At 63.3% G+C, this 23,221-nt stretch carries 24 protein-coding genes; 12 read left to right on the forward strand and 12 right to left on the reverse strand.

Annotated features, from left to right (window positions below; translation table 11 throughout):
* Window positions 1-101 precede the first annotated feature (101 nt).
* A complete protein-coding gene (locus UW3_RS0101420) occupies window positions 102-1,175 on the reverse strand; it encodes an AI-2E family transporter (RefSeq protein WP_010220359.1) in 1,074 nt (357 codons plus the stop codon).
* Window positions 1,176-1,200: 25 nt separating this feature from the next.
* Window positions 1,201-2,250: a DUF2066 domain-containing protein gene (locus UW3_RS0101425; protein ID WP_010220360.1), complete on the reverse strand. Its 1,050-nt coding sequence runs from the start codon at window positions 2,248-2,250 to the stop codon at window positions 1,201-1,203.
* Window positions 2,251-2,595: 345 nt separating this feature from the next.
* On the opposite strand from UW3_RS0101425, the gene purM reads away from it, so the two are divergent.
* The 4 genes from purM (at window position 2,596) to UW3_RS0101445 (ending at window position 5,403) form a co-directional block, all read left to right on the forward strand.
* On the forward strand, window positions 2,596-3,654 hold the full coding sequence (gene purM, locus UW3_RS0101430) for a phosphoribosylformylglycinamidine cyclo-ligase (protein ID WP_010220361.1): 1,059 nt from the start codon (window positions 2,596-2,598) through the stop codon (window positions 3,652-3,654).
* Window positions 3,654-4,307, forward strand: coding sequence for a phosphoribosylglycinamide formyltransferase (gene purN, locus UW3_RS0101435; protein WP_010220362.1), 654 nt, complete (start codon window positions 3,654-3,656; stop codon window positions 4,305-4,307). Before purM ends, purN begins: the two co-directional genes overlap by 1 nt.
* A gap of 8 nt (window positions 4,308-4,315) precedes the next feature.
* The gene (locus UW3_RS0101440) at window positions 4,316-5,026 is read left to right on the forward strand and encodes a DUF3108 domain-containing protein (RefSeq protein ID WP_010220363.1); all 711 of its coding nucleotides are present in this window, start codon (window positions 4,316-4,318) and stop codon (window positions 5,024-5,026) included.
* A gap of 194 nt (window positions 5,027-5,220) precedes the next feature.
* A complete protein-coding gene (locus tag UW3_RS0101445; RefSeq protein ID WP_010220364.1) occupies window positions 5,221-5,403 on the forward strand; it encodes a hypothetical protein in 183 nt (60 codons plus the stop codon).
* Between the two features lie 45 nt (window positions 5,404-5,448).
* Here the strand turns inward: UW3_RS0101445 and UW3_RS0101450 are convergent, their stop codons facing one another.
* The 7 genes from UW3_RS0101450 to UW3_RS0101480 form a co-directional block, all read right to left on the reverse strand.
* Window positions 5,449-5,988: a DUF2058 domain-containing protein gene (locus UW3_RS0101450; protein ID WP_010220365.1), complete on the reverse strand. Its 540-nt coding sequence runs from the start codon at window positions 5,986-5,988 to the stop codon at window positions 5,449-5,451.
* 23 nt (window positions 5,989-6,011) lie between these two features.
* Window positions 6,012-6,842, reverse strand: coding sequence for a nucleoside triphosphate pyrophosphohydrolase (gene mazG / locus UW3_RS0101455; RefSeq protein ID WP_010220366.1), 831 nt, complete (start codon window positions 6,840-6,842; stop codon window positions 6,012-6,014).
* 77 nt (window positions 6,843-6,919) lie between these two features.
* The gene (gene relA / locus UW3_RS0101460) at window positions 6,920-9,160 is read right to left on the reverse strand and encodes a GTP diphosphokinase (RefSeq protein WP_010220367.1); all 2,241 of its coding nucleotides are present in this window, start codon (window positions 9,158-9,160) and stop codon (window positions 6,920-6,922) included.
* A gap of 99 nt (window positions 9,161-9,259) precedes the next feature.
* On the reverse strand, window positions 9,260-10,618 hold the full coding sequence (gene rlmD, locus UW3_RS0101465; protein ID WP_010220368.1) for a 23S rRNA (uracil(1939)-C(5))-methyltransferase RlmD: 1,359 nt from the start codon (window positions 10,616-10,618) through the stop codon (window positions 9,260-9,262).
* The gene (cysM, locus tag UW3_RS0101470; protein ID WP_026001147.1) at window positions 10,618-11,520 is read right to left on the reverse strand and encodes a cysteine synthase CysM; all 903 of its coding nucleotides are present in this window, start codon (window positions 11,518-11,520) and stop codon (window positions 10,618-10,620) included. Before cysM ends, rlmD begins: the two co-directional genes overlap by 1 nt.
* 212 nt (window positions 11,521-11,732) lie before the next feature.
* Window positions 11,733-13,103: a sensor histidine kinase gene (locus UW3_RS0101475; protein ID WP_036995139.1), complete on the reverse strand. Its 1,371-nt coding sequence runs from the start codon at window positions 13,101-13,103 to the stop codon at window positions 11,733-11,735.
* The gene (locus tag UW3_RS0101480) at window positions 13,075-13,791 is read right to left on the reverse strand and encodes a response regulator transcription factor (RefSeq protein WP_010220372.1); all 717 of its coding nucleotides are present in this window, start codon (window positions 13,789-13,791) and stop codon (window positions 13,075-13,077) included. Before UW3_RS0101480 ends, UW3_RS0101475 begins: the two co-directional genes overlap by 29 nt.
* Window positions 13,792-14,004: 213 nt before the next feature.
* On the opposite strand from UW3_RS0101480, the gene UW3_RS0101485 reads away from it, so the two are divergent.
* From UW3_RS0101485 to UW3_RS0101500, 4 genes are all read left to right on the forward strand, one after another.
* On the forward strand, window positions 14,005-16,758 hold the full coding sequence (locus UW3_RS0101485) for a response regulator (protein ID WP_026001148.1): 2,754 nt from the start codon (window positions 14,005-14,007) through the stop codon (window positions 16,756-16,758).
* A gap of 76 nt (window positions 16,759-16,834) precedes the next feature.
* Window positions 16,835-17,824, forward strand: coding sequence for a 2-hydroxyacid dehydrogenase (locus UW3_RS0101490; RefSeq protein ID WP_010220374.1), 990 nt, complete (start codon window positions 16,835-16,837; stop codon window positions 17,822-17,824).
* A gap of 31 nt (window positions 17,825-17,855) precedes the next feature.
* Window positions 17,856-18,293 carry a hypothetical protein gene (locus tag UW3_RS0101495; RefSeq protein ID WP_010220375.1) on the forward strand — a complete coding sequence of 146 codons (438 nt, stop codon included), beginning with the start codon at window positions 17,856-17,858 and terminating at the stop codon, window positions 18,291-18,293.
* Complete coding sequence (locus tag UW3_RS0101500) at window positions 18,290-18,694, forward strand: META domain-containing protein (RefSeq protein WP_010220376.1); 405 nt, start codon at window positions 18,290-18,292, stop codon at window positions 18,692-18,694. Before UW3_RS0101495 ends, UW3_RS0101500 begins: the two co-directional genes overlap by 4 nt.
* A gap of 99 nt (window positions 18,695-18,793) precedes the next feature.
* On the opposite strand, the gene UW3_RS0101505 is transcribed toward UW3_RS0101500, so the two are convergent.
* A complete protein-coding gene (locus tag UW3_RS0101505) occupies window positions 18,794-19,258 on the reverse strand; it encodes a TlpA disulfide reductase family protein (RefSeq protein ID WP_010220377.1) in 465 nt (154 codons plus the stop codon).
* Between the two features lie 86 nt (window positions 19,259-19,344).
* Here UW3_RS0101505 and arsC point away from each other — a divergent pair, with 86 nt between their 5' ends.
* Genes arsC through UW3_RS0101520 form a run of 3 tightly spaced genes read left to right on the forward strand, consistent with a single transcriptional unit; the run spans window position 19,345 to window position 20,709 of the window.
* Entirely contained in the window at window positions 19,345-19,698 is a 354-nt protein-coding gene (gene arsC, locus UW3_RS0101510) for an arsenate reductase (glutaredoxin) (RefSeq protein ID WP_010220378.1), read from the forward strand.
* On the forward strand, window positions 19,695-20,300 hold the full coding sequence (gene wrbA / locus UW3_RS0101515; protein WP_010220380.1) for an NAD(P)H:quinone oxidoreductase: 606 nt from the start codon (window positions 19,695-19,697) through the stop codon (window positions 20,298-20,300). The genes arsC and wrbA overlap by 4 nt, the downstream gene beginning before the upstream one ends.
* Window positions 20,293-20,709 (forward strand): DUF2069 domain-containing protein, encoded by a 417-nt coding sequence (locus UW3_RS0101520; RefSeq protein ID WP_010220381.1) that lies wholly within the window; start codon window positions 20,293-20,295, stop codon window positions 20,707-20,709. The genes wrbA and UW3_RS0101520 overlap by 8 nt, the downstream gene beginning before the upstream one ends.
* A gap of 81 nt (window positions 20,710-20,790) precedes the next feature.
* Here the strand turns inward: UW3_RS0101520 and UW3_RS0101525 are convergent, their stop codons facing one another.
* Window positions 20,791-21,462, reverse strand: a complete 672-nt coding sequence (locus UW3_RS0101525) for a DNA-3-methyladenine glycosylase I (protein WP_010220383.1) — start codon at window positions 21,460-21,462, stop codon at window positions 20,791-20,793.
* A 5-nt stretch (window positions 21,463-21,467) separates the two neighbouring features.
* Window positions 21,468-22,292: a tRNA 2-thiocytidine(32) synthetase TtcA gene (ttcA, locus tag UW3_RS0101530; RefSeq protein ID WP_010220385.1), complete on the reverse strand. Its 825-nt coding sequence runs from the start codon at window positions 22,290-22,292 to the stop codon at window positions 21,468-21,470.
* A 266-nt stretch (window positions 22,293-22,558) separates the two neighbouring features.
* On the opposite strand from ttcA, the gene UW3_RS0101535 reads away from it, so the two are divergent.
* Window positions 22,559-23,158 carry a Yip1 family protein gene (locus UW3_RS0101535; protein WP_010220386.1) on the forward strand — a complete coding sequence of 200 codons (600 nt, stop codon included), beginning with the start codon at window positions 22,559-22,561 and terminating at the stop codon, window positions 23,156-23,158.
* Window positions 23,159-23,221: the final 63 nt, after the last annotated feature.

Here is a 23,221-nt window from a genome sequence, read left to right on the forward strand (position 1 = left end):
TTTATACCCGTGGCGCCGGTCGCACAATCGGCGCAGACCACAAGTAAAATCAAAGGCTTGCATAAGCGTACAAGCGCCAATACAAGCCAGGTGCTATCAAGCTAGAGATCCGGGTCGATTTCGCCGGCGTAAATATCCGACTCTTTATACAGGTCATGCACATGGCGCAGCAGCACCATGATCACCGCCGCCACCGGCAGGGCCAGCAGCACCCCGGTAAAGCCGAACATTTCGCCACCGGCGAGAATCGCGAAAATCACCGCCACCGGGTGCAAGCCGATACGGTCACCCACCAGCAGCGGCGTCAGCACCATGCCTTCGAGCGCCTGGCCGACCATGAACACGGCAGCGATACCAAGCAATGGATAGGGGGCGCCACCGAACTGGAACAGCCCGGCGATCATCGCCGCGCTGATACCGATGATGAAGCCCATGTACGGCACGATCGCCGCCAGGCCCGCCAGCAGACCGATCAACAGGCCAAGCTCCAGGCCCACCAGCATCAACCCCGAGGCATAGATGATCCCCAGGGCCAGCATCACCAACAGCTGGCCACGGACGAAGGCGCCGAGCACCTCGTGACATTCACCGGCAAGCGCCACCGCCCGCTCCTCGCGCTGACGCGGCAGCAGGCTGCGGATCTTGGCCATCATCAGGTCCCAATCGCGCAACAGGTAGAAGCTCACCACCGGAATCAGCACCAGGTTGGCCAGCCAACCGATCAGGGCCAGGCCCGAAGCCGTGGCCTGGGACAGGATGATCCCGACGATGTCGGTGGTCTGGCCCATGTGCTCGCTGATGGCGGCCTTGATCTTGTCGAACTTCCAGAAACCGTCGGCCAGGCCCAGGCGCGCCTGCACCCAGGGCAAGGCCACATGCTGCAGCCAGTCGAGCATCTGCGGCGCCAGCTCGTACAGGCGCACCAGTTGCTTGGCCAGCATCGGCACCAGCACCAGTAGCAACACGGTCAACAGCAGGGTGAACAGGGCAAAGACCACCACCACGCCCCAGGTGCGCGACAGGCCGGCGCGCTCCAGGCGATCGACCAGCGGGTCGGCCAGGTAGGCCAGCAGGATGCCGACCAGAAACGGCGAAAGAATCGGGTGCAGCCAATAGAGCAAGGCCGCGCACAGCAGCGCCCCGCCTACCCATACCCAGCGGCGTGTATCAGTCATGAACGGCTCCCGGCCAGGTCAGGGTTTACCAACGGAAACGCAACCCGTTGAAGGCTTGCGCAGCCGCAGCCTGGGTTGCCCCGGGGTGGGCCGGATCGACGGCGGCAGGTGTCGCTGGCGCTTCGGGCGGCAGTTCCTGCAATTTGGCCAGGCCCAGTTGCGCGCGCAGCTGATCGCTGTTGCCAGTGACCTGGTAGGTCAGGGTATCGCCCTGCACGGCCTTCAGGCGTGCACCGTAGGGCTCGAGCACCCGCCCCAGTTCGGCATAGCGCTCCAGGGTCATGCCCTGGACCTGCACCTGCATCTCGCTGCTGGCGCCTGGACGGGCCACAAAACGCGGAGCCAGGCGGCTACTGACCGCAAGCATCACCGCATCGGCCAGGGCAGCCTGATCAGCGCCTTCGGCAGTGCCCTGCTCGCGTTGCTCCCCCAACCACAGGCGCCATTTACCCTGCCATTTGCCATCGGCTTCGCTGGCGTGCACCGCCAGCAAGGCATCGGCGCCATAACGCTCGGAAGCCTCACGCAGCGGCGCCGGGTCTGTGCCTTCAAGGTTCTTGCCGGTGGCCACCAGTTGTTCCTGCAAATCGGCCAGTGGCAAGCGCAGCGGCAAGCCGCGATGCTGGGCGGCACGACGCAGCGGTTCGGCACTGCCCTGGCCGTCGCCAACCAGGCTCGAGCCTTCGGCGCTGTCGTTCAACCACCAACCGAGGATCGATGGCCGGTTGTTCCCCCACAGGGCCAAGCCAGCCTGGCGCAAGGCGCGCTCGGTACTGCCCGGGTCGAAGTCGACCAGCACGGTTTCCGGCGGACCGGCCTCGAAACCGAACTGACTGATGATTTGTTGCGGATCTTTACGCAGTGCCGCCAGGCCCGGGCTTTGCGCCGCCTTGGCATCGCCGGTCAGGCGCAACACCAGGGTCTCGAGGGCTTTTTCGGTGGCCTGGGTACGGGCCTCGGCGCCCTGACCGCTGACCGGTTCGCGGACCTGGTACAGGCCGGAGAGGGTTTCGGCCTGAGCCGAGAGGCCGAACAGGGCCAGACAGCTGGCGGCCAGGTAATTACGCAAACGCATGAAGGATTCCTGTCCTGAAAATAAAGAAGCGTGGGCTCAACAAACGGATGCAGCTCAGACCGCAGCCCCCGGCAAATCATTCAACCGCGAGCACTAAATTGTGCCCATCGCCTTTGCTATACCTTATACAGCCTGCGCCGTGGCAACCAGTCGCGCACTGTTAAAGCGTATTTTTAGCCAGATAATAGCTCTGCCCGTCGGCCTGAGGATGGCCGCTACCGGGCAACCCTGATAAAATCGCGCGCCTTCGCAGACCGGCGACGGTCGGGCAGCCGGATTTCCCTCCGCCTTGCCTGGCAGGTCACGGTCGATTCCCCCGAATCCCTCCCCCTAAAGGCCTGGATCATGAGCAAGCAACCCTCCCTGAGCTACAAGGACGCCGGTGTAGACATCGACGCCGGTGAAGCATTGGTCGAACGCATCAAAGGCGTTGCCAAGCGCACGGCGCGCCCGGAAGTCATGGGCGGCCTGGGCGGTTTTGGCGCCCTCTGCGAAATCCCGGCCGGCTACAAGCAGCCGGTTCTGGTCTCCGGTACCGACGGCGTCGGCACCAAGCTGCGTCTGGCGCTGAACCTGAACAAGCACGACAGCATCGGCCAGGACCTGGTCGCGATGTGCGTCAACGACCTGGTGGTCTGTGGTGCCGAGCCGCTGTTCTTCCTCGACTACTACGCCACCGGCAAATTGAATGTCGACGTTGCCGCCACCGTGGTTACCGGTATCGGCGCTGGCTGCGAACTGGCTGGCTGCTCCCTGGTCGGCGGTGAAACCGCTGAAATGCCAGGCATGTACGAAGGCGAAGACTACGACCTGGCCGGTTTCTGCGTCGGCGTGGTGGAAAAAGCCGAAATCATCGACGGCTCCAAGGTTGCCACCGGCGACGCCCTGATCGCCCTGCCATCGTCCGGCCCGCACTCCAACGGCTACTCGCTGATCCGCAAGATCATCGAAGTCTCCGGCGCCGATATCGAAACCGTACAGCTCGACGGCAAACCGCTGACCGAACTGCTGATGGCCCCGACCCGCATCTACGTCAAGCCGCTGCTCAAGCTGATCAAGGACACCGGTGCGGTCAAGGCCATGGCCCACATCACTGGTGGCGGTCTGCTCGACAACATTCCGCGGGTGCTGCCAAAAGGCGCCCAGGCCGTGGTTGACGTGGCCAGCTGGGAACGCCCGGCGGTATTCAACTGGCTGCAGCAGCAAGGCAACGTCGACGAGCACGAAATGCACCGCGTGCTGAACTGCGGCGTCGGCATGGTCATCTGCGTTGCCCAGGACCAGGTCGACAACGCCCTGAACGTCCTGCGTGAAGCCGGCGAGCAGCCATGGGTGATCGGCCAGATCGGCGTAGCCGCCGAAGGCGCTGCCCAGGTCGAGCTGAAGAACGTCAAGGCGCACTGATGCCGAGCACGACCTGTGATGTCGTGGTGCTGTTGTCCGGCACCGGCAGCAACCTGCAAGCGTTGATCGACAACACCCGCACCGGCGACAGCCCGGTGCGGATCTGCGCGGTCATCTCCAACCGCGCCGACGCCTATGGCCTGCAGCGCGCCAAAGACGCCGGCATCGCCACCGCCGTGCTCGACCACAAGGCCTTTGACGGCCGCGAGGCGTTCGACACGGCGCTGGTCGAGCTGATCGATGGCTACCAGCCGCAGCTGGTGGTACTGGCCGGCTTCATGCGCATCCTCAGTGCCGGTTTCGTCCGTCACTACCAGGGCCGCCTGCTGAACATCCACCCTTCCCTGCTGCCCAAATACAAAGGCCTGCACACCCATCAACGGGCGCTCGAGGCCGGCGATGCCGAGCATGGCTGCAGCGTGCACTTCGTCACCGAGGAACTCGATGGCGGGCCGCTGGTCGTACAGGCAGTAATACCGGTAGAGTTGGATGACACGCCAGAACGTCTGGCACAGCGGGTTCACAGCCAGGAACACCTGATCTATCCGCTGGCGGTGCGCTGGTTTGCCGAGGGCCGTTTGCGCCTGGGCGAACACGGTGCTCTACTGGATGGCCAGCCTCTGGCGGCCAGCGGCCACTTGATTCGACCCTAGGAGAAATTATGCGTCGTGCCCTGCTCTTCGCTCTCGCCGTGCTCGCCTTGCCGCTGCAGGCAGCCGATCTGAAGCCGTTCTCGGCCAGCTACACCGCCGACTGGAAGCAGCTGCCCATGAGCGGCACTGCCGAGCGCAGCCTGGAAAAGAACGCCAACGGTACCTGGAACCTCAATTTCAAGGCGTCGATGATGATCGCCAGCCTGACTGAGCAAAGTACCCTGCGCCTGGACAAGGACACCCTGCTGCCTCAGACCTACCACTTCGAACGTGGCGGCCTGGGCAAGGCCAAGAAGGTCGATCTGGATTTCGACTGGAACAGCAAGAAGATCACCGGCACTGACCGCGGCGACGCGATCAACCTGCCGCTCAACCGCGGCGTGCTGGACAAGTCCACCTATCAACTGGCCCTGCAGCACGACGTGGCAGCGGGCAAGAAGAGCGTGAGCTACCAGGTGGTCGATGGCGACGAGATCGATACCTACGACTTCCGTGTCCTGGGTACGGAAAAGGTCACCACCAAGACCGGCCAGGTCGAAGCCATCAAGGTCGAGCGCGTGCGCGACCCGAGCCAGAGCAAGCGCATCACCGAACTGTGGTTCGCCAAGGACTGGGACTACCTGCTGGTACAACTGCGTCAGGTCGAAACGGACGGCAAGGAGTACGTGATCGTGCTGCAGGACGGTACGGTCGATGGCAAGGCGGTCAAGGGCAACTGATAGCCCTGATTGCTGGTAGCAACCGAAACCCCGCCTGGTGCGGGGTTTTTTATTGCCCTTGGCCAGTCAGCCCCAAGAGCCCGCGCCTACGTGAAAGATGTTTCATGCGCCAGTCATTTACTTAGCCTGCTAACAAATTCTATAAAAGAGTCCTGCGACACGGTGCCGCAGTTAACTGAAAGTGGAGTTTGCAGATGACTGTCAAAGTAACTGAGCGCGACGAAAGCAAAATGTCTCACGAAGGCCTGGCTGCAGGCGTGCGCATCTGGGATGTGCATCAGCAGGGCGAGCTGGTCGGCATGTTCCACAACGAGCACGAGGCCCACAGCTACCGCATCGAGCTGGAATACCTCGAGACCAGACGGCAACAGCAATAACCCCATGCAAAAAAACAAACCCCGCCGAAGCGGGGTTTGTCGTTATTACCACATCAGATCGTCAGGGATCACGTAGGCCGCGTACGGATCGTCGGCATCCGGCTCTTCAACCTGGGTGTTGAGCAGGACGATACGCTGTGGGTCGCGCTCCTGGATCTTCAGCGCCGCCTCACGGGGGATCACTTCATAACCGCCAGCATGGGCAACGATGGCCAGTGAGCCGCTGCTCAGCTTGCTGCGCATCAGCGCGTTGACCGACAGGCGCTTGACCTTCTTGTCGTCGACGAAGTTGTAGTAGTCCTCGGTGGTCAGCTTGGGCAGGCGCGAGACCTCGATCAATTGCTTGACCTGGGCGGCGCGGGCCTTCTGCTCGGCCTTCTCCTGCTGCTGGCGGTTGAGCTCCTGGTCGCGCTTGGCTTTCTCGGCCATGGCTTCCTTGGCCAGCCGCTGCTGGGTATCGTCGACTTCGACCTGGCCTTTGTGCTCCAGGCGCTTTTGTTTCTTCTGTTCTTTACTGACCTGCTTGACCTGTTTCTGGTTGACCAGACCGGCCTTGAGCAATTGGTCGCGAAGGGAAAGGCTCATCGTTCACTCACTTATGCAACAGCTCAGCCGCAGCTGGGCAGGTTCTTTTCCTGACGTTTGGCTTCGCCCCAGAGCGCGTCCATGTCTTCGAGGGTGCAATCTTCGATCGGACGGCCTATGTCGCGCAATGCCTGTTCGATAAAACGGAAACGTCGTTCAAACTTTTTGTTGGCCCCGCGCAGGGCGTTTTCCGGGTCGACCTTAAGGTGCCGGGCCAGATTCACTGCTGCGAACAACAGGTCACCGAGCTCATCGGCGAGGGCCACGCTGTCGTCGTCGGCCATGGCCTGGAGCACTTCATCGAGCTCTTCACGGACCTTGTCGAGCACCGGCAAGGCATCCGGCCAGTCGAAACCGACCTGGGCCGCGCGCTTTTGCAGTTTGGCCGCCCGCGACAACGCCGGCAAGGCTGCCGGCACATCATCGAGCAACGACAACTGCTCGGGCTCGCCCTTCTCGGCGCGCTCCTGGGCCTTGATTTCTTCCCAGCGCTGCTTGACCTGGGTGTCGTCGAGCTTGGGCGTGTCGAGCGCGGCGTAGAGCTCACCGTTAGGGAACACGTGCGGGTGACGGCGGATCAGCTTGCGGGTAATGCTGTCGACCACGCCGTCGAATTCGAAGCGGCCCTCTTCCCGTGCCAGCTGGCTGTAGTAGACCACCTGGAACAACAGGTCGCCGAGTTCTCCCTGCAGGTGCTCGAAGTCGCTGCGTTCGATGGCGTCGGCCACTTCGTAGGCTTCTTCGAGGGTGTAGGGGACGATGGTCGCGTAAGTCTGCTTGAGATCCCAGGGGCAGCCGTGCTGCGGGTCGCGCAGGCGGGCCATGAGGTGGAGCAGGTCGTCTAGGGTATACATCTTGGGTTCCTTATCGCGGGTCAAGCCCGCTCCCACAGAGGATGCTGTGGGAGCGGGCTTGACCCGCGATAGCAGTCTTACGGCGTACGGTTACGCCGCGTCTCGATGATGTTCGGCAGCTGCGAGATCCGCCCCAGCAAGCGCCCGAGGGCATCCAGGCCAGGGATCTCGATGGTCAGCGACATCAATGCGGTGTTGTCTTCCTTGTTCGAGCGGGTGTTGACCGCCAGCACGTTGATCCGCTCGTTGAGCAGGACCTGGGAAACGTCACGCAACAAGCCCGGACGATCGTAGGCACGGATGATGATATCCACCGGATAGGTCTGCACCGGCACCGGCCCCCAGCTGACCTGAATGATCCGCTCCGGCTCGCGTCCGGCCAGTTGCAGCACCGAGGCGCAATCCTGGCGGTGGATGGTGACGCCGCGGCCCTGGGTGATGTAGCCGACGATCGCATCGCCCGGCAACGGCTGGCAGCAACCGGCCATCTGCGTCAGCAGGTTGCCGACACCCTGGATCTGGATGTCGCCACGCTTGCCCGGCTTATAGCCGGTGGCCTTGCGTGGCACCAGCTCGACATGGTCGCTGCGCTCCGGCTCCACCAGTTGCTGGGCGGCGTTGACCAGGTGCGCCAGGCGCAAGTCACCGGCGCCCAGCGAGGCAAACATGTCCTCGGCGGTGCGCAGGTTGGCTTTTTCCGCCAGGCGCTCGAAGTCGACCTGCGGCAGGCCCAGGCGGTTGAGTTCGCGCTCGAGCAGGGTCTTGCCGGCGGCGACGTTCTGGTCGCGGGCCTGCAACTTGAACCAGTGGACGATCTTCGCCCGCGCCCGCGAGGTGGTGACATAGCCCAGGTTCGAGTTCAGCCAGTCGCGGCTGGGGTTACCGTGCTTGCTGGTGATGATCTCGACCTGCTCACCGGTCTGCAAGCTGTAGTTGAGCGGCACGATACGGCCGTTGATCTTCGCCCCGCGGCAGTTATGGCCGATCTCGGTGTGCACCCGGTAGGCGAAGTCCAGCGGCGTGGCGCCCTTGGGCAGGTCGATGGCGTGGCCATCCGGGGTGAACACGTAGACCCGGTCCGGCTCGATATCGACGCGCAACTGTTCGGCCAGGCCGCCGATGTCCCCCAGTTCTTCGTGCCATTCCAGCACCTGACGCAACCAGGAGATTTTCTCCTCGTAGTGGTTGGAGCTGGATTTGACGTCGGTGCCCTTGTAACGCCAGTGCGCGCAGACGCCGAGCTCGGCCTCTTCGTGCATGGCATGGGTACGGATCTGCACCTCGAGCACCTTGCCCTCAGGGCCGATCACCGCCGTGTGCAACGAGCGGTAGCCGTTCTCCTTGGGGTTGGCGATGTAGTCGTCGAACTCTTTGGGGATGTGCCGCCAGAGGGTGTGGACGATGCCCAGCGCGGTGTAGCAGTCGCGCATTTCCGGGACCAGCACGCGCACCGCGCGCACGTCGTAGATCTGGCTGAATTCCAGGCCCTTGCGCTGCATTTTGCGCCAGATCGAATAGATATGCTTGGCCCGGCCGCTGATATCGGCATTGACGCCGGTGGCCAGCAGCTCGTTCTGCAGTTGGCTCATCACGTCGCTGATAAAGCGCTCGCGGTCCAGCCGGCGTTCATGCAAAAGCTTGGCAATCTGCTTGTACTGGTCGGGTTCGAGGTAGCGGAAGGACAGGTCTTCCAGCTCCCACTTGATATGACCGATACCCAGGCGATGGGCCAGCGGCGCATAGATATCGAACACTTCGCGGGCGACGCGGTTGCGCTTCTCGTCGTCGGCGCCCTTGACCGCGCGGATCGCGCAGGTACGTTCGGCCAGCTTGATCAATGCCACACGGACATCGTCGACCATGGCCACGAGCATCTTGCGCAAGTTCTCGACCTGCGCCTGGGAGCCCAGCACCAGCGACTGGCGCGGGCTGAGGCTGGCACTGATGGCGGCCATGCGCAGCACACCGTCGATCAGTTTGGAGACCACCGGGCCAAAGCGCTGGCCGACTTCAGCCAGGGTTACCTTGCCTTCGCGCACGGCGCGGTAGATGACCGCGGCAACCAGCGAGTCCTGGTCGAGCTTGAGGTCGGCGAGGATTTCGGCGATTTCCAGGCCGGCCTGAAAACTCGACGTACCATCGGCCCAGGAATGCTTGGCCGGGTTGCCCTTCTTCTCGACGTCCTGGGCGAACTCGCAGGCGGCCTTGAGGGCCTCCCGGTCCAGCGCCAGGTCGACGCTCACCACATGATCCAGCCATGCTTCGAGATTGATACTGCCGTCGGTATTGACCGGCTGGTGCACTCTCACCTGTACCATCTTTGTTTAACTTTTCCTACAGCGCATTCGCGATGCGCTTGAAATCACTGGTGCTGCCCCTGCCGGACCCAAGGTGCAGCGCCGAACGCGTCAGCCTGGCTAACCCGCTTCGAATAACGCCATGGCTTCGACATGCGCCGTCTGAGGAAACATGTCGAGAATCCCGGCACATTTTAACCGGTAACCCTGCCTGACCAGTTCGACGGTGTCGCGGGCCAGGGTCGCCGGGTTGCACGATACATAAACAAGACGTTTCGCCCCAAGGTCTGCGATTTTTCGCACCACCTCATAAGCGCCGTCGCGCGGTGGGTCCAAGAGTACCGCAGAAAAGCCTCCTGCGGCCCAGCCCGACGCCACCAAAGGCTGCGATAAATCGGCCTGAAAAAACTGCGTGTTATGCAAATTGTTGCTACGAGCATTGGCTGCCGCCCGCTCGACCATTGCCTGTACCCCTTCCACCGCCACCACTTCCCGCGCCTGCCGGGCCAGCGGCAGAGCGAAGTTGCCCAGCCCACAGAACAGGTCAAGCACGCGTTCATCCGCCTGCGGCGCCAACCAGGCCAGGGCCTGCTCGATCATCGCGGTGTTGACCTGGGCGTTGACCTGGACGAAATCGCCGGGCCGGTAGGCAAGCTCAAGGTTCCAGGGTTCAAGGTAAAAACCAAGACTCTGACCGGCATCCACTGGCGAAGGTTCACCTTCGCCTTGCAACCACAGTTGTACACCCGCCTCGACGCAGAACGCCTGCAGGCGCGCCAAGTCACCCTCGCCCAATGGCCCGGTATGACGCAACAGCAGCGCCAGCGCGGTACCGCTGAACAGCTCGACGTGGCCAACCACCTGCGGCTTGCTCAGGCTACGCAACAGCGTCGGCAGGTGGCGCATGATCGACTGCAAGGGTTGTACCAGCACCGGGCAATCGTCGATGGCGACGATGTCCTGACTGGCTTCGGCGCGAAAACCCACTTCGAGATTTTTCGCCTTGTTGTCCCAACGCACGGCAACCCGCGCCCGACGCCGGTAGCCGAACTCCGGCCCGGTCAGCGGCGCTGCCCAGTGCTCGGGTTGCACGCCCGCGACCCGCTGCAACTGCTCGGCCAGCAGGCGCTGCTTGAGCGCCAGTTGATCGGCATGGGGCAGATGCTGCAGGTTGCAGCCACCACAGCGGTCGAAGTACTTGCACGGGGCCTCGCGGCGCGCCGGGCTGGCAATGAACACCCGCTCCAGACGGGCCTCGACCACCTTGCCGTGGGTATTGAGCACCCGCGCTTCGACCTCTTCCTCGGCCAGGGCGCCACTGACGAACCAGGTGCGGCCGTCGAGAAAGGCAATACCGCGGCCATCACCGGCCAGGCGCTCGATGCTCAGGCGCTGTTTTTTACCGGTAGGGATCTGTGGCGCGCGGGTGCCACCGGCCGGCTGAAAGCGCAGGCCGCTGTTACGTTTGTTCTTGGACATCAGTTCACTGAATCGAAAATGCCGGTCGACAGATAACGGTCGCCACGGTCGCAAATGATCGCCACCATCACGGCGTTTTCCAGCTCGCGGGACAAGCGCAGCATGGCTGCCACTGCACCACCGGAGGACACGCCACAGAAAATGCCCTCTTCTCGGGCCAGCCTGCGGGTGGTTTCTTCGGCTTCGCTCTGGGTCATGTCGACCACGCGGTCAACGCGCTCGGACTGGTAGATTTTCGGCAGGTATTCCTGCGGCCAGCGACGGATGCCTGGGATGGCCGAGCCCTCCATCGGTTGCAGACCGATGATCTGCACCGCCGGGTTCTGCTCCTTGAGGTAGCGCGAGCAGCCCATGATGGTGCCGGTGGTACCCATGGAGCTGATGAAGTGGGTAATGGTGCCCTGGGTCTGGCGCCAGATTTCCGGGCCGGTGCTCACATAGTGAGCTTCAGGGTTGTCGACATTGCCAAACTGGTCGAGCACCAGGCCACGGCCTTCCGCCTGCAGACGGTCGGCAAGATCACGGGCGCCTTCCATGCCCTCTTCCTTGCTGACCAGGATCAGCTCGGCGCCATAGGCCGTCATCGCCGCCTTGCGCTCGGCGCTGGAATTGTCGGGCATGATCAGGATCATCTTGTAACCCTTGATCGCCGCCGCCATGGCCAGCGCGATGCCGGTGTTGCCCGAGGTCGCTTCGATCAGGGTATCGCCCGGCTTGATCTGCCCACGCAGCTCGGCGCGGGTGATCATCGACAACGCCGGCCGGTCCTTGACCGAGCCTGCCGGGTTGTTGCCTTCGAGCTTGAGCAGGAGGGTATTGCTGGTGTCGCCGGCAATGCGCTGCAGGCGGACCAGAGGCGTGTTGCCGACGCAATCGGCGATGGTTGGGTACTGCAAGGTCATGGCGTATTCGCAATCCAGACTGCGGGGGCGCCTATCATACCGGCAAACGGGATTTGCCCATATCACGCAATGTGTTGGGGTTATAGCTGCAAGCTATAAGCAAGAGTTTATGGCCCTATCACTGGCAAGCCAGCTCCCACAGTGGATTTGCATGCACCTAGTACCTGTGGGAGCCGGACTTGCCGGCGATGGGCCGCGAAGCGGCCCCGGGATCACACCGCCGGCAGTTGCATGTTCAGCCGCAGGCCCTGGCCAGTGTTTTGCGCCCACAATCGCCCGCCCTGGCGGACGATGGCATTGCGGGCAATGCTCAGGCCCAGCCCGAAGCCGCCATCGCCGGGCCGCGAACCGTCCAGGCGGGTAAAGGGCGCGAAAATGCGCTCAAGCTCGCTTTGCGCCACCCCACCGCCCTGGTCTTGCAGCCAGATCAACCAGTGATCGCCCTGACGCCGCCCGTCCAGGCGGATAACGCTCCCGGCGGGGGAATGCCGAATGGCGTTGCGCAAGATGTTCTCCAGCGCCTGGGCCAGGCTGTTGAGGTTACCCTGCACCCAGCACGAGGCCTCCAGCGCACAATGCAGTTGCGCGGCGGGCCAGCCACTTTCATAGCAGGCATCTTCGGCCAGCATGTCCCACAAGGCCTGGACCTGGATGGGCTCCTTGCTCAGCGGCGCACGCTCGGTGTCCAGCCAGGCCAGTTGCAGCGTATCTTCGACCAGCCGCTGCATGCAGTCGATCTCCCGCCCCAGGCGCTCGCGCAGGTGCTGCGCATCGGCTTCGCTGTCACAGGCCACGCGCAAACGGCTCAACGGTGTGCGCAACTCATGGGAGAGGTCACGCAACAGTTGTTGCTGCAGGGCGACCGTGCCCTGCAGGCGCTCGGCCATGTCATCGAAAGCGCGGCCCAGTTCACCCAGCTCGTCCTGCCGGCTGGTGGTGCTGCTGGCCACCCGTGCCGAGAGCTGGTCGGCACGCCAGGCATTGGCCTGCTCACGCAACTGGATCAGCGGCACAATCAGCATGCGGTAGAGGCCAACGCACAGCAGCAAGGTGAACAGCCCGGGGATGATGCCGTTGGTGACTACCCGCCACAGCACCCGGTACTGCCCCGGCGCCAGACGTTGCGGCAGTTCCATGACCAGGGTGCCCAGGTGCGGCTGCTCGGTAAACGGCAGGCGCATCCATGGCATGCCGATCGACCGCGGGCTCACCGGCCAGTCGATACCGCGCAGAAAGGTCAGGCGCCGGTTTTCAACCTCGTTGAGCGGCGTGCTGCTCAGGGACTGCAGGTCCGGGCCGATCACCCCGACCCAGCCGGACTCCTTGTCGCGGACTGCCGCCAGCCAGGCGTCGATACCGGCCTGCCCTCCACGCGCCCAGGCCTGCTCGGCTTCACTGGCATAGCCTTGCAACGTGCCTTTGGCCTGGTCCGAGAGGAACGCGTTCTGGGTTTCCATATGCCGGCCCCAGGTCCAGCTCAGGCCGATCATCAGCAGGCAGAAGCCGACCAGCAAGATCGCCAGTTTCCAGAACAATGAATGACGGTTGGGCACTTCAGTGCACCTCTGCGCCACTGAGCACATACCCCTTGCCCCATACCGTCCGCACTTCGCGCTCGAGATAACCGATGGCCTTGAGCTTGCGGCGAATCTGGCTGACATGCATGTCCAGGCTGCGATCATGGCGGGCATAGCCGCGCTGCAACACGTGCTGGTAAAGGAAGGCTTTGCTCAGTACCTCCTCATCGCTGCGGTGCAGGGTATCGAGCAGGCGGTATTCGCTGAGGGTCAGCCCCGCCCATTGCTTGCCGTAACAGACATCACTGGTCGTTTCATCGAAGTGCAATTTCCCGGCCTGTACCTGTGCCGGTTGGTGATGGCGTCGCTCCAGCGCCACGCGGCGCAGGATCGCCTCGATACGTACCTGCAGCTCGACCATGCTGAAGGGTTTGGGCAGGTAATCATCGGCACCGCGCTGGAAGCCGGTGATGCGGTCAGCTTCGGCCCCCAGGGCGGACATCAGAATCACCGGTGTCGAACTGTTCTGCCGCAGCTGCGCCAGCACATCCAGGCCGTTGAGGCCGGGTAGCAGGATGTCCATCAACACCACGTCAAAGCTGCCGCGCTGGGCAACCTGCAGGCCATCGCTGCCATTCTGGCACCAGGTGACCTTGAAGCCGCCGCGCTGCAGCTCCTCACGCAGGTAGGCGCCAAGGACCGGATCGTCCTCGATGGCAAGGATGTTGGACGCGGAAGTAGATACAGGAGTCATTGGCCGATGCTAGCAATTCTCAATCACGCGATTATTGGGTATTCACTGCGCACAGGCAACCAAGGCTCGGGCAAAGCCTGGCTTATCGCTTGGAATAGACAAAAGCAGATACAAATGAGTGCATTACGCGAGTAGGCGCGGTACTTTTCCGACTTGGTCTGTCAGCAGGAGCTGGCGGGGACTTACAGCGCTTACCGCGCACAGGAGAGTGGCGTGCTGAATAGATTGGGGATCAGAAGCCGCGTGCTGTTGCTCGCCTTGTTGCCGGCCAGCCTGATGGCACTGGTGCTGGGCGGCTATTTCACCTGGTTGCAGCAGAACGAGCTGCAAACCCAACTGCTGCAACGCGGCAAGATGATTGCCGAACAACTGGCACCGCTGGTGGCGCCGGCGCTGGTACGTCACGACCCGGCGCAGCTGGAGCGCATCGCCGCCCAGGCCCTGGAGCAGTCCGATGTACGGGCCGTGGCCTTCCTCGGCCCTGATCGCAACGCCCTGGCCCACGCCGGCCCGAGCATGCTCAACCAGGCGCCCACCGGTGGCGGCACGCAACTGCTGCAACGCACCGGCAATGACGCCACCCGTTATCTGCTGCCGGTGTTCGGCCGTCACCGCGACTTGGCCGGCGAGCTGATTCCTGGCGAAGCCGATCGCCTGCTGGGTTGGGTGGAAATCGAGCTGTCCCACGACGGCACCCTGTTGCGTGGCTACCGCAGCCTGTTCACCAGCCTGCTGCTGATTCTACTGGGCCTGGCCGCCACCGCGCTGCTGGCCTTGCGCATGAGCCGCACCATCAACGGCCCGATCGGCCAGATCAAATATGCCGTCACCCAGCTCAAGGACGGCAACCTGGAAGAACGCCTGCCGCAAATGGGCAGCTACGAGCTGGACGAACTGGCGGCGGGCATCAACCGCATGGCCGAAACCCTGCACAACGCCCATGAAGAACTGCAGCACAGCATCGATCAGGCTACCGAAGACGTTCGCCAGAACCTGGAAACCATCGAGATCCAGAACATCGAGCTGGACATGGCGCGCAAGGAGGCCCTGGAGGCCAGCCGGATCAAGTCCGAGTTCCTGGCCAACATGAGCCACGAAATCCGTACGCCGCTCAACGGCATCCTCGGCTTTACCCACTTGCTGCAAAAAAGCGAACTGACCCCGCGCCAGCTCGACTACCTGGGCACCATCGAAAAGTCCGCCGGCAGCCTCTTGGGCATCATCAACGAGATCCTCGACTTCTCCAAGATCGAGGCCGGCAAGCTGGTGCTCGACAGCATTCCGTTCAACCTGCGCGACCTGATCCAGGACACCCTGACCATCCTCGCCCCGGCCGCCCACGCCAAACAGCTGGAGCTGGTCAGCCTGGTGTATCGCGATACGCCGCTGTCGCTGGTCGGTGACCCGCTACGGCTCAAGCAGATCCTCACCAACCTGGTCAGCAACGCCATCAAGTTCACCCGTGAAGGCACCATCGTCGCCCGGGCCATGCTCGAGGACGAGCGCGAAGACAGCGTGCAGTTGCGCATCAGCGTTCAGGACACCGGTATCGGCCTGTCCAACCAGGACGTGCGAGCGCTGTTCCAGGCCTTTAGCCAGGCTGACAACTCGTTGTCGCGCCAGCCCGGCGGCACCGGCCTGGGCCTGGTGATTTCCAAGCGCCTGATCGAACAGATGGGCGGCGAGATCGGCGTCGACAGCACGCCAGGCGAAGGCTCGCAGTTCTGGATCAGCCTGAGCCTGCCCAAGGCCCGTGACGATGCCGAAGACCTGCCCATGCAACCGCTGGTGGGCCGCCGGGTGGCGATTGTCGACAGCCACGAACTGGCACGCCAGGCCCTGGAGCATCAACTGGAAGACTGCGGCCTGAGCGTCAGCCTGTTCGCTACCGTCGAACAATTGCTGCACGCGGTCGAGGCCGCCACCCTTGCCGGGCAACCCTTCGAGCTGGCGGTGCTCGGGGTCAACCTCGACAGCCTTTCGCCGGAACGCCTCGGCCAGCACATCCAGCAACTGGAGCACCTTGCCTGCCAGGCCCTGGTGCTGTGCCCGACGACCGAGCAGGCGCTCTACCATCCGTACCTGCCCAACCCCCACAGCCAGTTGCAGGCCAAGCCTGCGTGTACACGTAAATTGCGCCGGGCCCTGATGGAGATGGTCCAACCGCGGCGCCCGGGCAGCGAAAGCAAGCCGGTGTCCGACCAGCCGTTGCCGAAAGTGCTGTGCGTCGACGACAACCCGGCCAACCTGCTGCTGGTGCAAACCCTGCTGGAAGACCTCGGTGCCGAAGTGCTGGCGGTCGACAGCGGCTATGCGGCGGTTCAGGCCGTGCAGGACGAGCGTTTCGACCTGGTGCTGATGGATGTGCAGATGCCCGGCATGGACGGGCGCGAATGCACCGAGCAGATCCGCCAGTGGGAAAGCAGCCAGAGCGGCGCACCCTTGCCGATCGTCGCCCTGACCGCCCACGCCATGGCCAACGAAAAACGCGCACTGCTGCACAGTGGCATGGATGACTACCTGACCAAGCCGATCAGCGAACGCCAACTGGCCCAGGTGGTGCTCAAATGGACCGGCCTGACCCTCGGCGCACCGCGCCCGGAACGACTGCTGGAGCGCATCCCCGACAGCAGCGAATTGAAGGTCCTCGACCCCGAGGAGGGCCTGCGCCTGGCGGCGGGCAAACCGGACTTGGCCGCCGACATGCTGGCGATGCTGCTGGCGTCGCTGGAGTCCGACCGCGAAGCGATTCGCACCGCCCGCGAGGCAGCCGACCGCAATGGCATGATCGAGCGCGTGCACCGGCTCAATGGCGCCTCGCGCTACTGCGGCGTGCCACAACTGCGCGCGGCCTGCCAACGCAGTGAAACCTTGCTCAAGCAAGATGACCCACAAGCCCCGCAAGCCCTCGACGAACTGGACCGGGCCATTACCCGGCTCACGGCCCAGGCGCGCATGAGCGCCTGAACCCTGGCTGACCTGGGGCAAGGCTTGATCCTTGCCCCTTGGTTAAACTTTCAGGCAAAGCCTTCAGGAGGATCCCATGCGCGTACTGTTTTTCAGCAGCCAGACCTACGACCAGGACAGCTTCACCAGTGCCGCCCCCGCTCCGGGGCTGGAGCTGCACTTTCAGCCCGCACGCCTTAGCGAAGACACCGCACCGCTGGCCGCCGGCCATGAAGTGGTCTGCGCCTTCATCAACGATGACCTCGGCGCTGCCGTACTGCAACGCCTGGCGGCCGCCGGCACGCGCTTGATCGCCCTGCGTTCGGCCGGCTACAACCATGTCGACCTGGCCGCCGCCAAACGCCTGGGCCTGGCCGTGGTGCGAGTACCGGCCTACTCGCCCCACGCCGTGGCCGAACATGCCGTGGCACTGATCCTGGCACTCAACCGGCGCCTGCACCGGGCCTACAACCGCACCCGCGAGGGCGACTTCAGCCTGCACGGCCTGACCGGCTTCGACCTGCATGGCAAGACCGTCGGTGTGGTCGGCACCGGGCAGATCGGCGCGGCCTTTGCGCGAATCATGGCCGGCTTCGGTTGCCAACTGCTGGCGTACGACCCCTACCCCAACCCCGAACTGCTGGCCCTCGGCGCACGCTACCTGAGCCTGCCAGAGCTGCTGCGCCAGGCGCAGGTGATCAGCCTGCATTGCCCGCTGACCGACGCCACCCGCCACCTGATCAACGCCCAGAGCCTGGCTGACCTTAAGCCTGGCGCCATGCTGATCAACACTGGCCGTGGCGCACTGGTGGACACCCCGGCATTGATCGAGGCGCTGAAAAGCGGCCAGCTCGGCTACCTGGGCCTGGATGTCTATGAAGAGGAAGCCCAGCTGTTCTTCGAGGACCGCTCCGACCTGCCGTTGCAGGACGACGTGCTGGCGCGGCTGCTGACCTTCCCCAATGTCATCGTCACCGCCCACCAGGCCTTCCTCACCCGCGAGGCACTGGCCGCCATTGCCGCCACCACCCTGGACAACATAACCCGCTGGGCGGCAGGCAATCCGCAGAACTTGGTCGAGGGTTGATGCTAGGATACGCGGCAGATTTGGAGGACCCATGGTCGAACACGATTTCCGCTACACCCTGTTTAACCCGCAACACACCCTGATCGAGTGCCGCGCCCTGGTGCCAGGCCGCTATCAAGTGACCGGCAACGGCGGCTCGATCCAGAAGAACGACGTTCTGCTGGTGACCCTCAAGGGCAGCAAGGACTTGTCCATGCGCCTGACCGTGGAGTCCGTGCGTCACCTGATCAACCCCACCGGCCAATGGGTCGCGGTGGCCAGCGGCCCGGTATTCGGCGAACTGGCGATCCACACCTGGGAGGTCAACTGCGACAGCTGCCAGGCGAACCTGAGCTTCGAATTCGCGGTCGATGCCAAACTGGGCAAAAAGGCCCAACAACCGGCCGCCAGCGCGCGCATTGCCGAACTGGGCTGGGTCAGCCGTGGCGACAAGCACCTGTGCCCGAAATGCAAGGAGACGGCCCAGTGAAAACGCTGTTGCTCTCAGCCCTGATCGGCACGGCCCTGCTGGGTTGCGCCGCCGAGCCGATGAAGCTGGAACAGGAACGCAGCTACCTGCTGGAGTGGATTGGCGAACGTCCGCTGATGGACTACAGCCACCTGACCCTGACCCTGGCCGCCGACGGCCGCGCCTATGGCAACGCCGGCTGCAACCACTGGTTCGCGCCGTATCAGCTGGAGGGCGAGAAGTTGACCTTCGGCAAGGTCGGCAGCACCCGCAAGCTCTGCGCGCCGGCACTGATGGAGCAGGAAAAACGCTTCCTCCAGGCGCTGGAGACCGTGCAACGCTGGGACATCTCGCCGATCGAGCAGGTGCGTTTCTGGCCGGCCGAGGGCAAGCCGCTGCGTTTCTGGCCTGAGGAAGGCTGACTTAAGCGGCAAGCCACAAGCTTCAAGCAGCAAGTAAAAGCAGACTGTGCGCGGTCTTGCTCTATCTTGCAGCTTGTCGCTTGTAGCTTGAATCTGCTGTCAAGCGCCCTTGAGCGCCTCGATCTTCTGCTTCAACCCCTCAAGCGTCTGCTCGCCCATCAACTGTTCGCGCACCTTGCCCTTGTCATCGATGATGTAGGTCACCGGCAAGGCTTCGCTAGGCGGCAGCTCGTAACGCTCGGCCGGGTCGCTGGCGAGTACCGTGAAGCCGATGCCCAGCGCCTCGCTGGCTTTCTTCAGGTCTTCACCCTGCAGGCCGTCGAAGTTCACCCCGAGCACCTGCACGCCCTGCCCCTGCCATTGCTTGGCCGCTGCGTTGAGTTCGGGAATTTCCGTACGGCATGGGCCACACCATTCCGCCCAGTAGTTGAGCACCAGCCAGTGCCCTTCAATCTGCTCGGCCTTCACCGCCTGGCCGTGCTGGTCCAGGCCGTAATCCGCACCGCAACCACCGAGCAACAGGCTCGCGGTGATGGCCAGTGCTGCTGCCAAACGCCTTGTCATGGGTCAATCCTTCTCGAAGATTCAAACAAAATGCGAAGTCGCTACGGTTAGAATAGCCGCCACACCCTGCTGGATGCGACCCGAACATGACTGACCTGACCCTCTATCACAATCCGCGCTGCTCCAAATCCCGTGGCGCCCTCGAGCTGCTCGAAGCCCGCGGCCTGGCCCCGACCGTGGTGCGCTACCTGGAAACCCCGCCGACTGCCGTCGAGCTCAAGGCCCTGCTCGGTAAGCTGAACATCAGTGCACGCCAGTTGCTGCGCAGCGGTGAAGACGAATACAAAACGCTCAACCTGGCCGACGCCAGCCTCAGCGAGGCGCAGTTGATCGACGCCATGGCCCAGCACCCCAAGCTGATCGAGCGGCCCATCCTGATTGCCGGCGATAAAGCCGTGATCGGCCGGCCACCGGAGAAGGTGCTGGAGATCCTGCCGTGAGCGCCCCGTACATCCTGATTCTGTTCTACAGTCGCCACGGCTCGACCAGCGAGATGGCCCGGCAGATTGCCCGCGGCGTCGAAATGGCCGGCCTGGAAGCGCGCATCCGCACGGTACCGGCGATTTCCACCGAGTGCGAAGCCGTCGCCCCGGACATCCCGGAAACCGGCGCCCTGTATGCCACCCTGGATGACCTGCGCCATTGCTCGGGCCTGGCCCTGGGCAGCCCGACGCGCTTTGGCAACATGGCTGCGCCGCTCAAGTACTTCATCGACGGTACCAGCAGCCTGTGGCTGAGCGGCGGCCTGGTGGGCAAGCCGGCGGCGGCGTTCACCTCCACCGCCAGCCTGCACGGCGGCCAGGAGTCGACCCTGCTGTCGATGCTGCTGCCACTGATGCACCACGGCATGCTGATCATGGGCCTGCCCTACAGCGAGTCGGCGCTGCTGGAAACCCGCGGCGGCGGCACGCCTTACGGCGCCAGCCACCATGCCGGTGCCGACGGCAAGCGTGACCTGGATGCCGACGAAATCGCCCTGTGCCGCGCCCTTGGTCAACGCCTGGCGAGCACCGCCAAACTGCTGGAGAACGGCCGTGGCTAAAAAGCCCAAGGTGCTGCCCCCGATCGAATGGCTGACACCGCGCCTGCGCCTGACCCGGGCGTTGAGCCTGGCGAGCTTTTTCGGCCTAATCGCCTTGCTGACCCTGAACAACCTGCTGTTCGCCGACCTGCACGGCGCACGGGTCGGGGTGATCCTGGCAATCGAACTGGTGCCGCTGGCCCTGCTGCTGCCGGGCATGCTGCTGGGCAACGCCCGTGCGCATGCCTGGACCTGCTTTGTGGTCAACCTGTACTTCATCAAAGGTGTACTGGCCGCATTCGACCCGGCCCGGGCGCTGTTTGGCTGGCTGGAAGTGGCGATCAGCCTGGCGCTGTTCGTCAGTGCCCTGCTGTATGTGCGCTGGCGCTTTCAGTATGAGCGGCGGCTGGCGGGGGAAGGTTCGAACTAAGAGTTGAATTCATCGCTGGCAAGCCAGCTCCCACAGGGTTTTGTGGGAGCTGGCTTGCCAGCGATGATGGCACCACCGATCTCAGTGATTGACGGTATGCGCCAGCATCACCGACAGCTGACACAGCGGCCGCCCACTCTCGGCATGCCACTGATTGAAGGCATCCTGCACCAGGGCCAGATCGCGCTGGCTGGTCGGCGGCTTGTCGATGATGTCCTGGGCGATCAACGCCGCAGCCATGTCATTGGTAGGGATGAACGTGTCCTTGCCGCACATGCGCAAAAAACGCGGCGCCGACAGCCCGCCCAACTGGTTGCCATGCTTGGCCAGGTACTTCCACAGGCCGACGATATCGGTCACCGGCCAATCGGCAATGAACCCACCGAAACTGCCGAATTCCTTCTCGACATCGAGGATCATCTGCGCATTGCGCGGCACGCTCTTGAGCTTGCCCAAATGGCGGATGATCCGCGTGTCCTGCATCAGCCGCTCCAGGTGCTCGGCGCCCATCAGCACGACCTTTTGCGGGTCGAACGCGAAGAACACCTGCTCGAAGGCCGGCCATTTGGCGTCCACCAGGCTGTGCTTCAAACCGGCGCGAAACACCCGCAGGGCCAGGGTCGACAGGTAACGGTCGGCGCCGATCGCGCGCAACTGCTCGGGGCTTTTCGCCTGGGGCAGGTGCGCTTCGAGGGCCGCGGCCGAGCCGAAGCGGTTCAGACAGTACTCATGCAGCCATTGGTAATCGCGCATGGCGGTCAGATGTTCAACACGTCGACAAACCGCGGGGTGGCGGTCTCGTCGATCTTCAGGCTGGTGAAGTCGAACAGATTGCGGTCCGCCAGTTGCGACGGCACCACGTTCTGCAGGCCACGGAAGATATTCTCGGTACGCCCCGGGGTCTTGCGCTCCCACTCCACCAGCATGTCCTTGACCACCTGGCGCTGCAGGTTTTCCTGCGAGCCGCAGAGGTTGCACGGGATGATCGGGAATTCCTTCATGTCCGAGTAGGCCTGGATGTCCTTCTCGCTGCAGTAGGCCAGCGGGCGGATCACCACGTTACGCCCGTCATCGGCACGCAGCTTGGGCGGCATGGCCTTGAGGGTGCCGTTGAAGAACATGTTGAGGAAGAAGGTTTCGACGATGTCGTCGCGGTGATGCCCCAGGGCCATCTTGGTCGCGCCGATCTCGTCGGCAAAGGTGTACAGGGTGCCGCGACGCAGGCGCGAGCACAGCGAGCAGGTGGTCTTGCCTTCCGGGATCAGCTCCTTGACCACCGAGTAGGTGTCCTTCTCGACGATGTGGTACTCGACGCCGAGGGTTTCCAGGTAAGCCGGCAACACGTGCTCGGGGAAGCCCGGCTGCTTCTGGTCCATGTTCACCGCGACGATGTCGAACTTGATCGGCGCCACTTTCTGCAGGTGCAGCAGAACATCGAGCATGGTGTAGCTGTCTTTGCCGCCGGACAGGCAGACCATGACCTTGTCACCGTCTTCGATCATGTTGAAGTCGGTGATGGCTTCGCCAGCGAGACGACGCAGGCGTTTTTGCAGTTTGTTCTGGTTGACCGAAAGGGTGCCCATAGCGCTTGGAATCCGCGAGGTGTGACAAAAGCCGAACATTTTACCCTTAAACCAACAGCGGGCGTAGGCCAATCCGATAAAGACTGCATCGTGATTAAGCAGCGCCCTGACAGCGCGATTTGCTCTAAAAAGCCGGCTTTATGCAGCGAACGCCTTTCTATACTGCGACATAAGGCCACACAAAGGTGACCTCCAACCTCTGGCCCAGACTTGGGGCCGCAGCGCTCCGCTGGGGGGCGATGGCAACAGCGATAGGAGTGACCGGCATGATCCATCACGTTGTTGGGCTATTTACCCATCCCGATCAGGAATGGAAAGAAATTCGCGGTGAAGAAGAAAGCATCAGTCACATGTACCTGACCCACACGCTGATCCTCGCCGCGATCCCGGCGATTTCGGCGTTTATCGGCACCACCCAGGTCGGCTGGGTCATCGGCGATCGCGCTCCGGTCATGCTCACCCAGGAAAGCGCGCTGTGGATGACCATCATGTCCTACCTGGCCATGCTGGGCGGCGTGGCGGTCATGGGCGCATTCATCCACTGGATGGCCCGCACCTACGACGCCAACCCCAGCCTGGCGCGCTGCATCGCTTTTGCCACCTACACCGCAACGCCGCTGTTCATCGGTGGCCTGGCGGCGCTGTACCCGCACCTGTGGCTGGGTATGATCGTTGGCACCGCAGCGGTGTGCTACACGGTGTACCTGCTGTATGTCGGCTTGCCGACCTTCATGAACATTCCATCCGACGAGGGCTTCCTGTTCTCGAGTTCGGTACTGGCAGTAGGGCTGGTGGTGCTGGTCGCTATCATGGCCTTCACCGTAATTGTCTGGGGACTGGGCGTGGGGCCCGTCTATACCAACTGACGCAAACTATTAGAACAGCAACATAGGTGCACCAACCCTCAGGCCGCCGCAAGGCGGCCTGAT

Origin of the sequence: Pseudomonas donghuensis, assembly GCF_000259195.1 — a bacterium.
Classification (GTDB): domain Bacteria; phylum Pseudomonadota; class Gammaproteobacteria; order Pseudomonadales; family Pseudomonadaceae; genus Aquipseudomonas; species Aquipseudomonas donghuensis.

What these genes read in the sequence shown, in the direction of transcription:
- mazG (WP_010220366.1), bottom strand. Translation starts at nt 6,842, where the DNA reads ATGTATACCCTAGACGACCTGCTCCACCTCATGGCCCGCCTGCGCGAC.
- ttcA (WP_010220385.1), bottom strand. Translation starts at nt 22,292, where the DNA reads ATGGGCACCCTTTCGGTCAACCAGAACAAACTGCAAAAACGCCTGCGT.
- UW3_RS0101505 (WP_010220377.1), bottom strand. Translation starts at nt 19,258, where the DNA reads ATGACAAGGCGTTTGGCAGCAGCACTGGCCATCACCGCGAGCCTGTTG.
- UW3_RS0101425 (WP_010220360.1), bottom strand. Translation starts at nt 2,250, where the DNA reads ATGCGTTTGCGTAATTACCTGGCCGCCAGCTGTCTGGCCCTGTTCGGC.
- relA (WP_010220367.1), bottom strand. Translation starts at nt 9,160, where the DNA reads ATGGTACAGGTGAGAGTGCACCAGCCGGTCAATACCGACGGCAGTATC.
- UW3_RS0101535 (WP_010220386.1), top strand. Translation starts at nt 22,559, where the DNA reads ATGATCCATCACGTTGTTGGGCTATTTACCCATCCCGATCAGGAATGG.
- UW3_RS0101525 (WP_010220383.1), bottom strand. Translation starts at nt 21,462, where the DNA reads ATGCGCGATTACCAATGGCTGCATGAGTACTGTCTGAACCGCTTCGGC.
- purM (WP_010220361.1), top strand. Translation starts at nt 2,596, where the DNA reads ATGAGCAAGCAACCCTCCCTGAGCTACAAGGACGCCGGTGTAGACATC.
- UW3_RS0101480 (WP_010220372.1), bottom strand. Translation starts at nt 13,791, where the DNA reads ATGACTCCTGTATCTACTTCCGCGTCCAACATCCTTGCCATCGAGGAC.
- rlmD (WP_010220368.1), bottom strand. Translation starts at nt 10,618, where the DNA reads ATGTCCAAGAACAAACGTAACAGCGGCCTGCGCTTTCAGCCGGCCGGT.
- UW3_RS0101440 (WP_010220363.1), top strand. Translation starts at nt 4,316, where the DNA reads ATGCGTCGTGCCCTGCTCTTCGCTCTCGCCGTGCTCGCCTTGCCGCTG.
- purN (WP_010220362.1), top strand. Translation starts at nt 3,654, where the DNA reads ATGCCGAGCACGACCTGTGATGTCGTGGTGCTGTTGTCCGGCACCGGC.
- arsC (WP_010220378.1), top strand. Translation starts at nt 19,345, where the DNA reads ATGACTGACCTGACCCTCTATCACAATCCGCGCTGCTCCAAATCCCGT.
- UW3_RS0101450 (WP_010220365.1), bottom strand. Translation starts at nt 5,988, where the DNA reads ATGAGCCTTTCCCTTCGCGACCAATTGCTCAAGGCCGGTCTGGTCAAC.
- UW3_RS0101475 (WP_036995139.1), bottom strand. Translation starts at nt 13,103, where the DNA reads ATGTGCTCAGTGGCGCAGAGGTGCACTGAAGTGCCCAACCGTCATTCA.
- UW3_RS0101445 (WP_010220364.1), top strand. Translation starts at nt 5,221, where the DNA reads ATGACTGTCAAAGTAACTGAGCGCGACGAAAGCAAAATGTCTCACGAA.
- UW3_RS0101420 (WP_010220359.1), bottom strand. Translation starts at nt 1,175, where the DNA reads ATGACTGATACACGCCGCTGGGTATGGGTAGGCGGGGCGCTGCTGTGC.
- UW3_RS0101490 (WP_010220374.1), top strand. Translation starts at nt 16,835, where the DNA reads ATGCGCGTACTGTTTTTCAGCAGCCAGACCTACGACCAGGACAGCTTC.
- cysM (WP_026001147.1), bottom strand. Translation starts at nt 11,520, where the DNA reads ATGACCTTGCAGTACCCAACCATCGCCGATTGCGTCGGCAACACGCCT.
- UW3_RS0101495 (WP_010220375.1), top strand. Translation starts at nt 17,856, where the DNA reads ATGGTCGAACACGATTTCCGCTACACCCTGTTTAACCCGCAACACACC.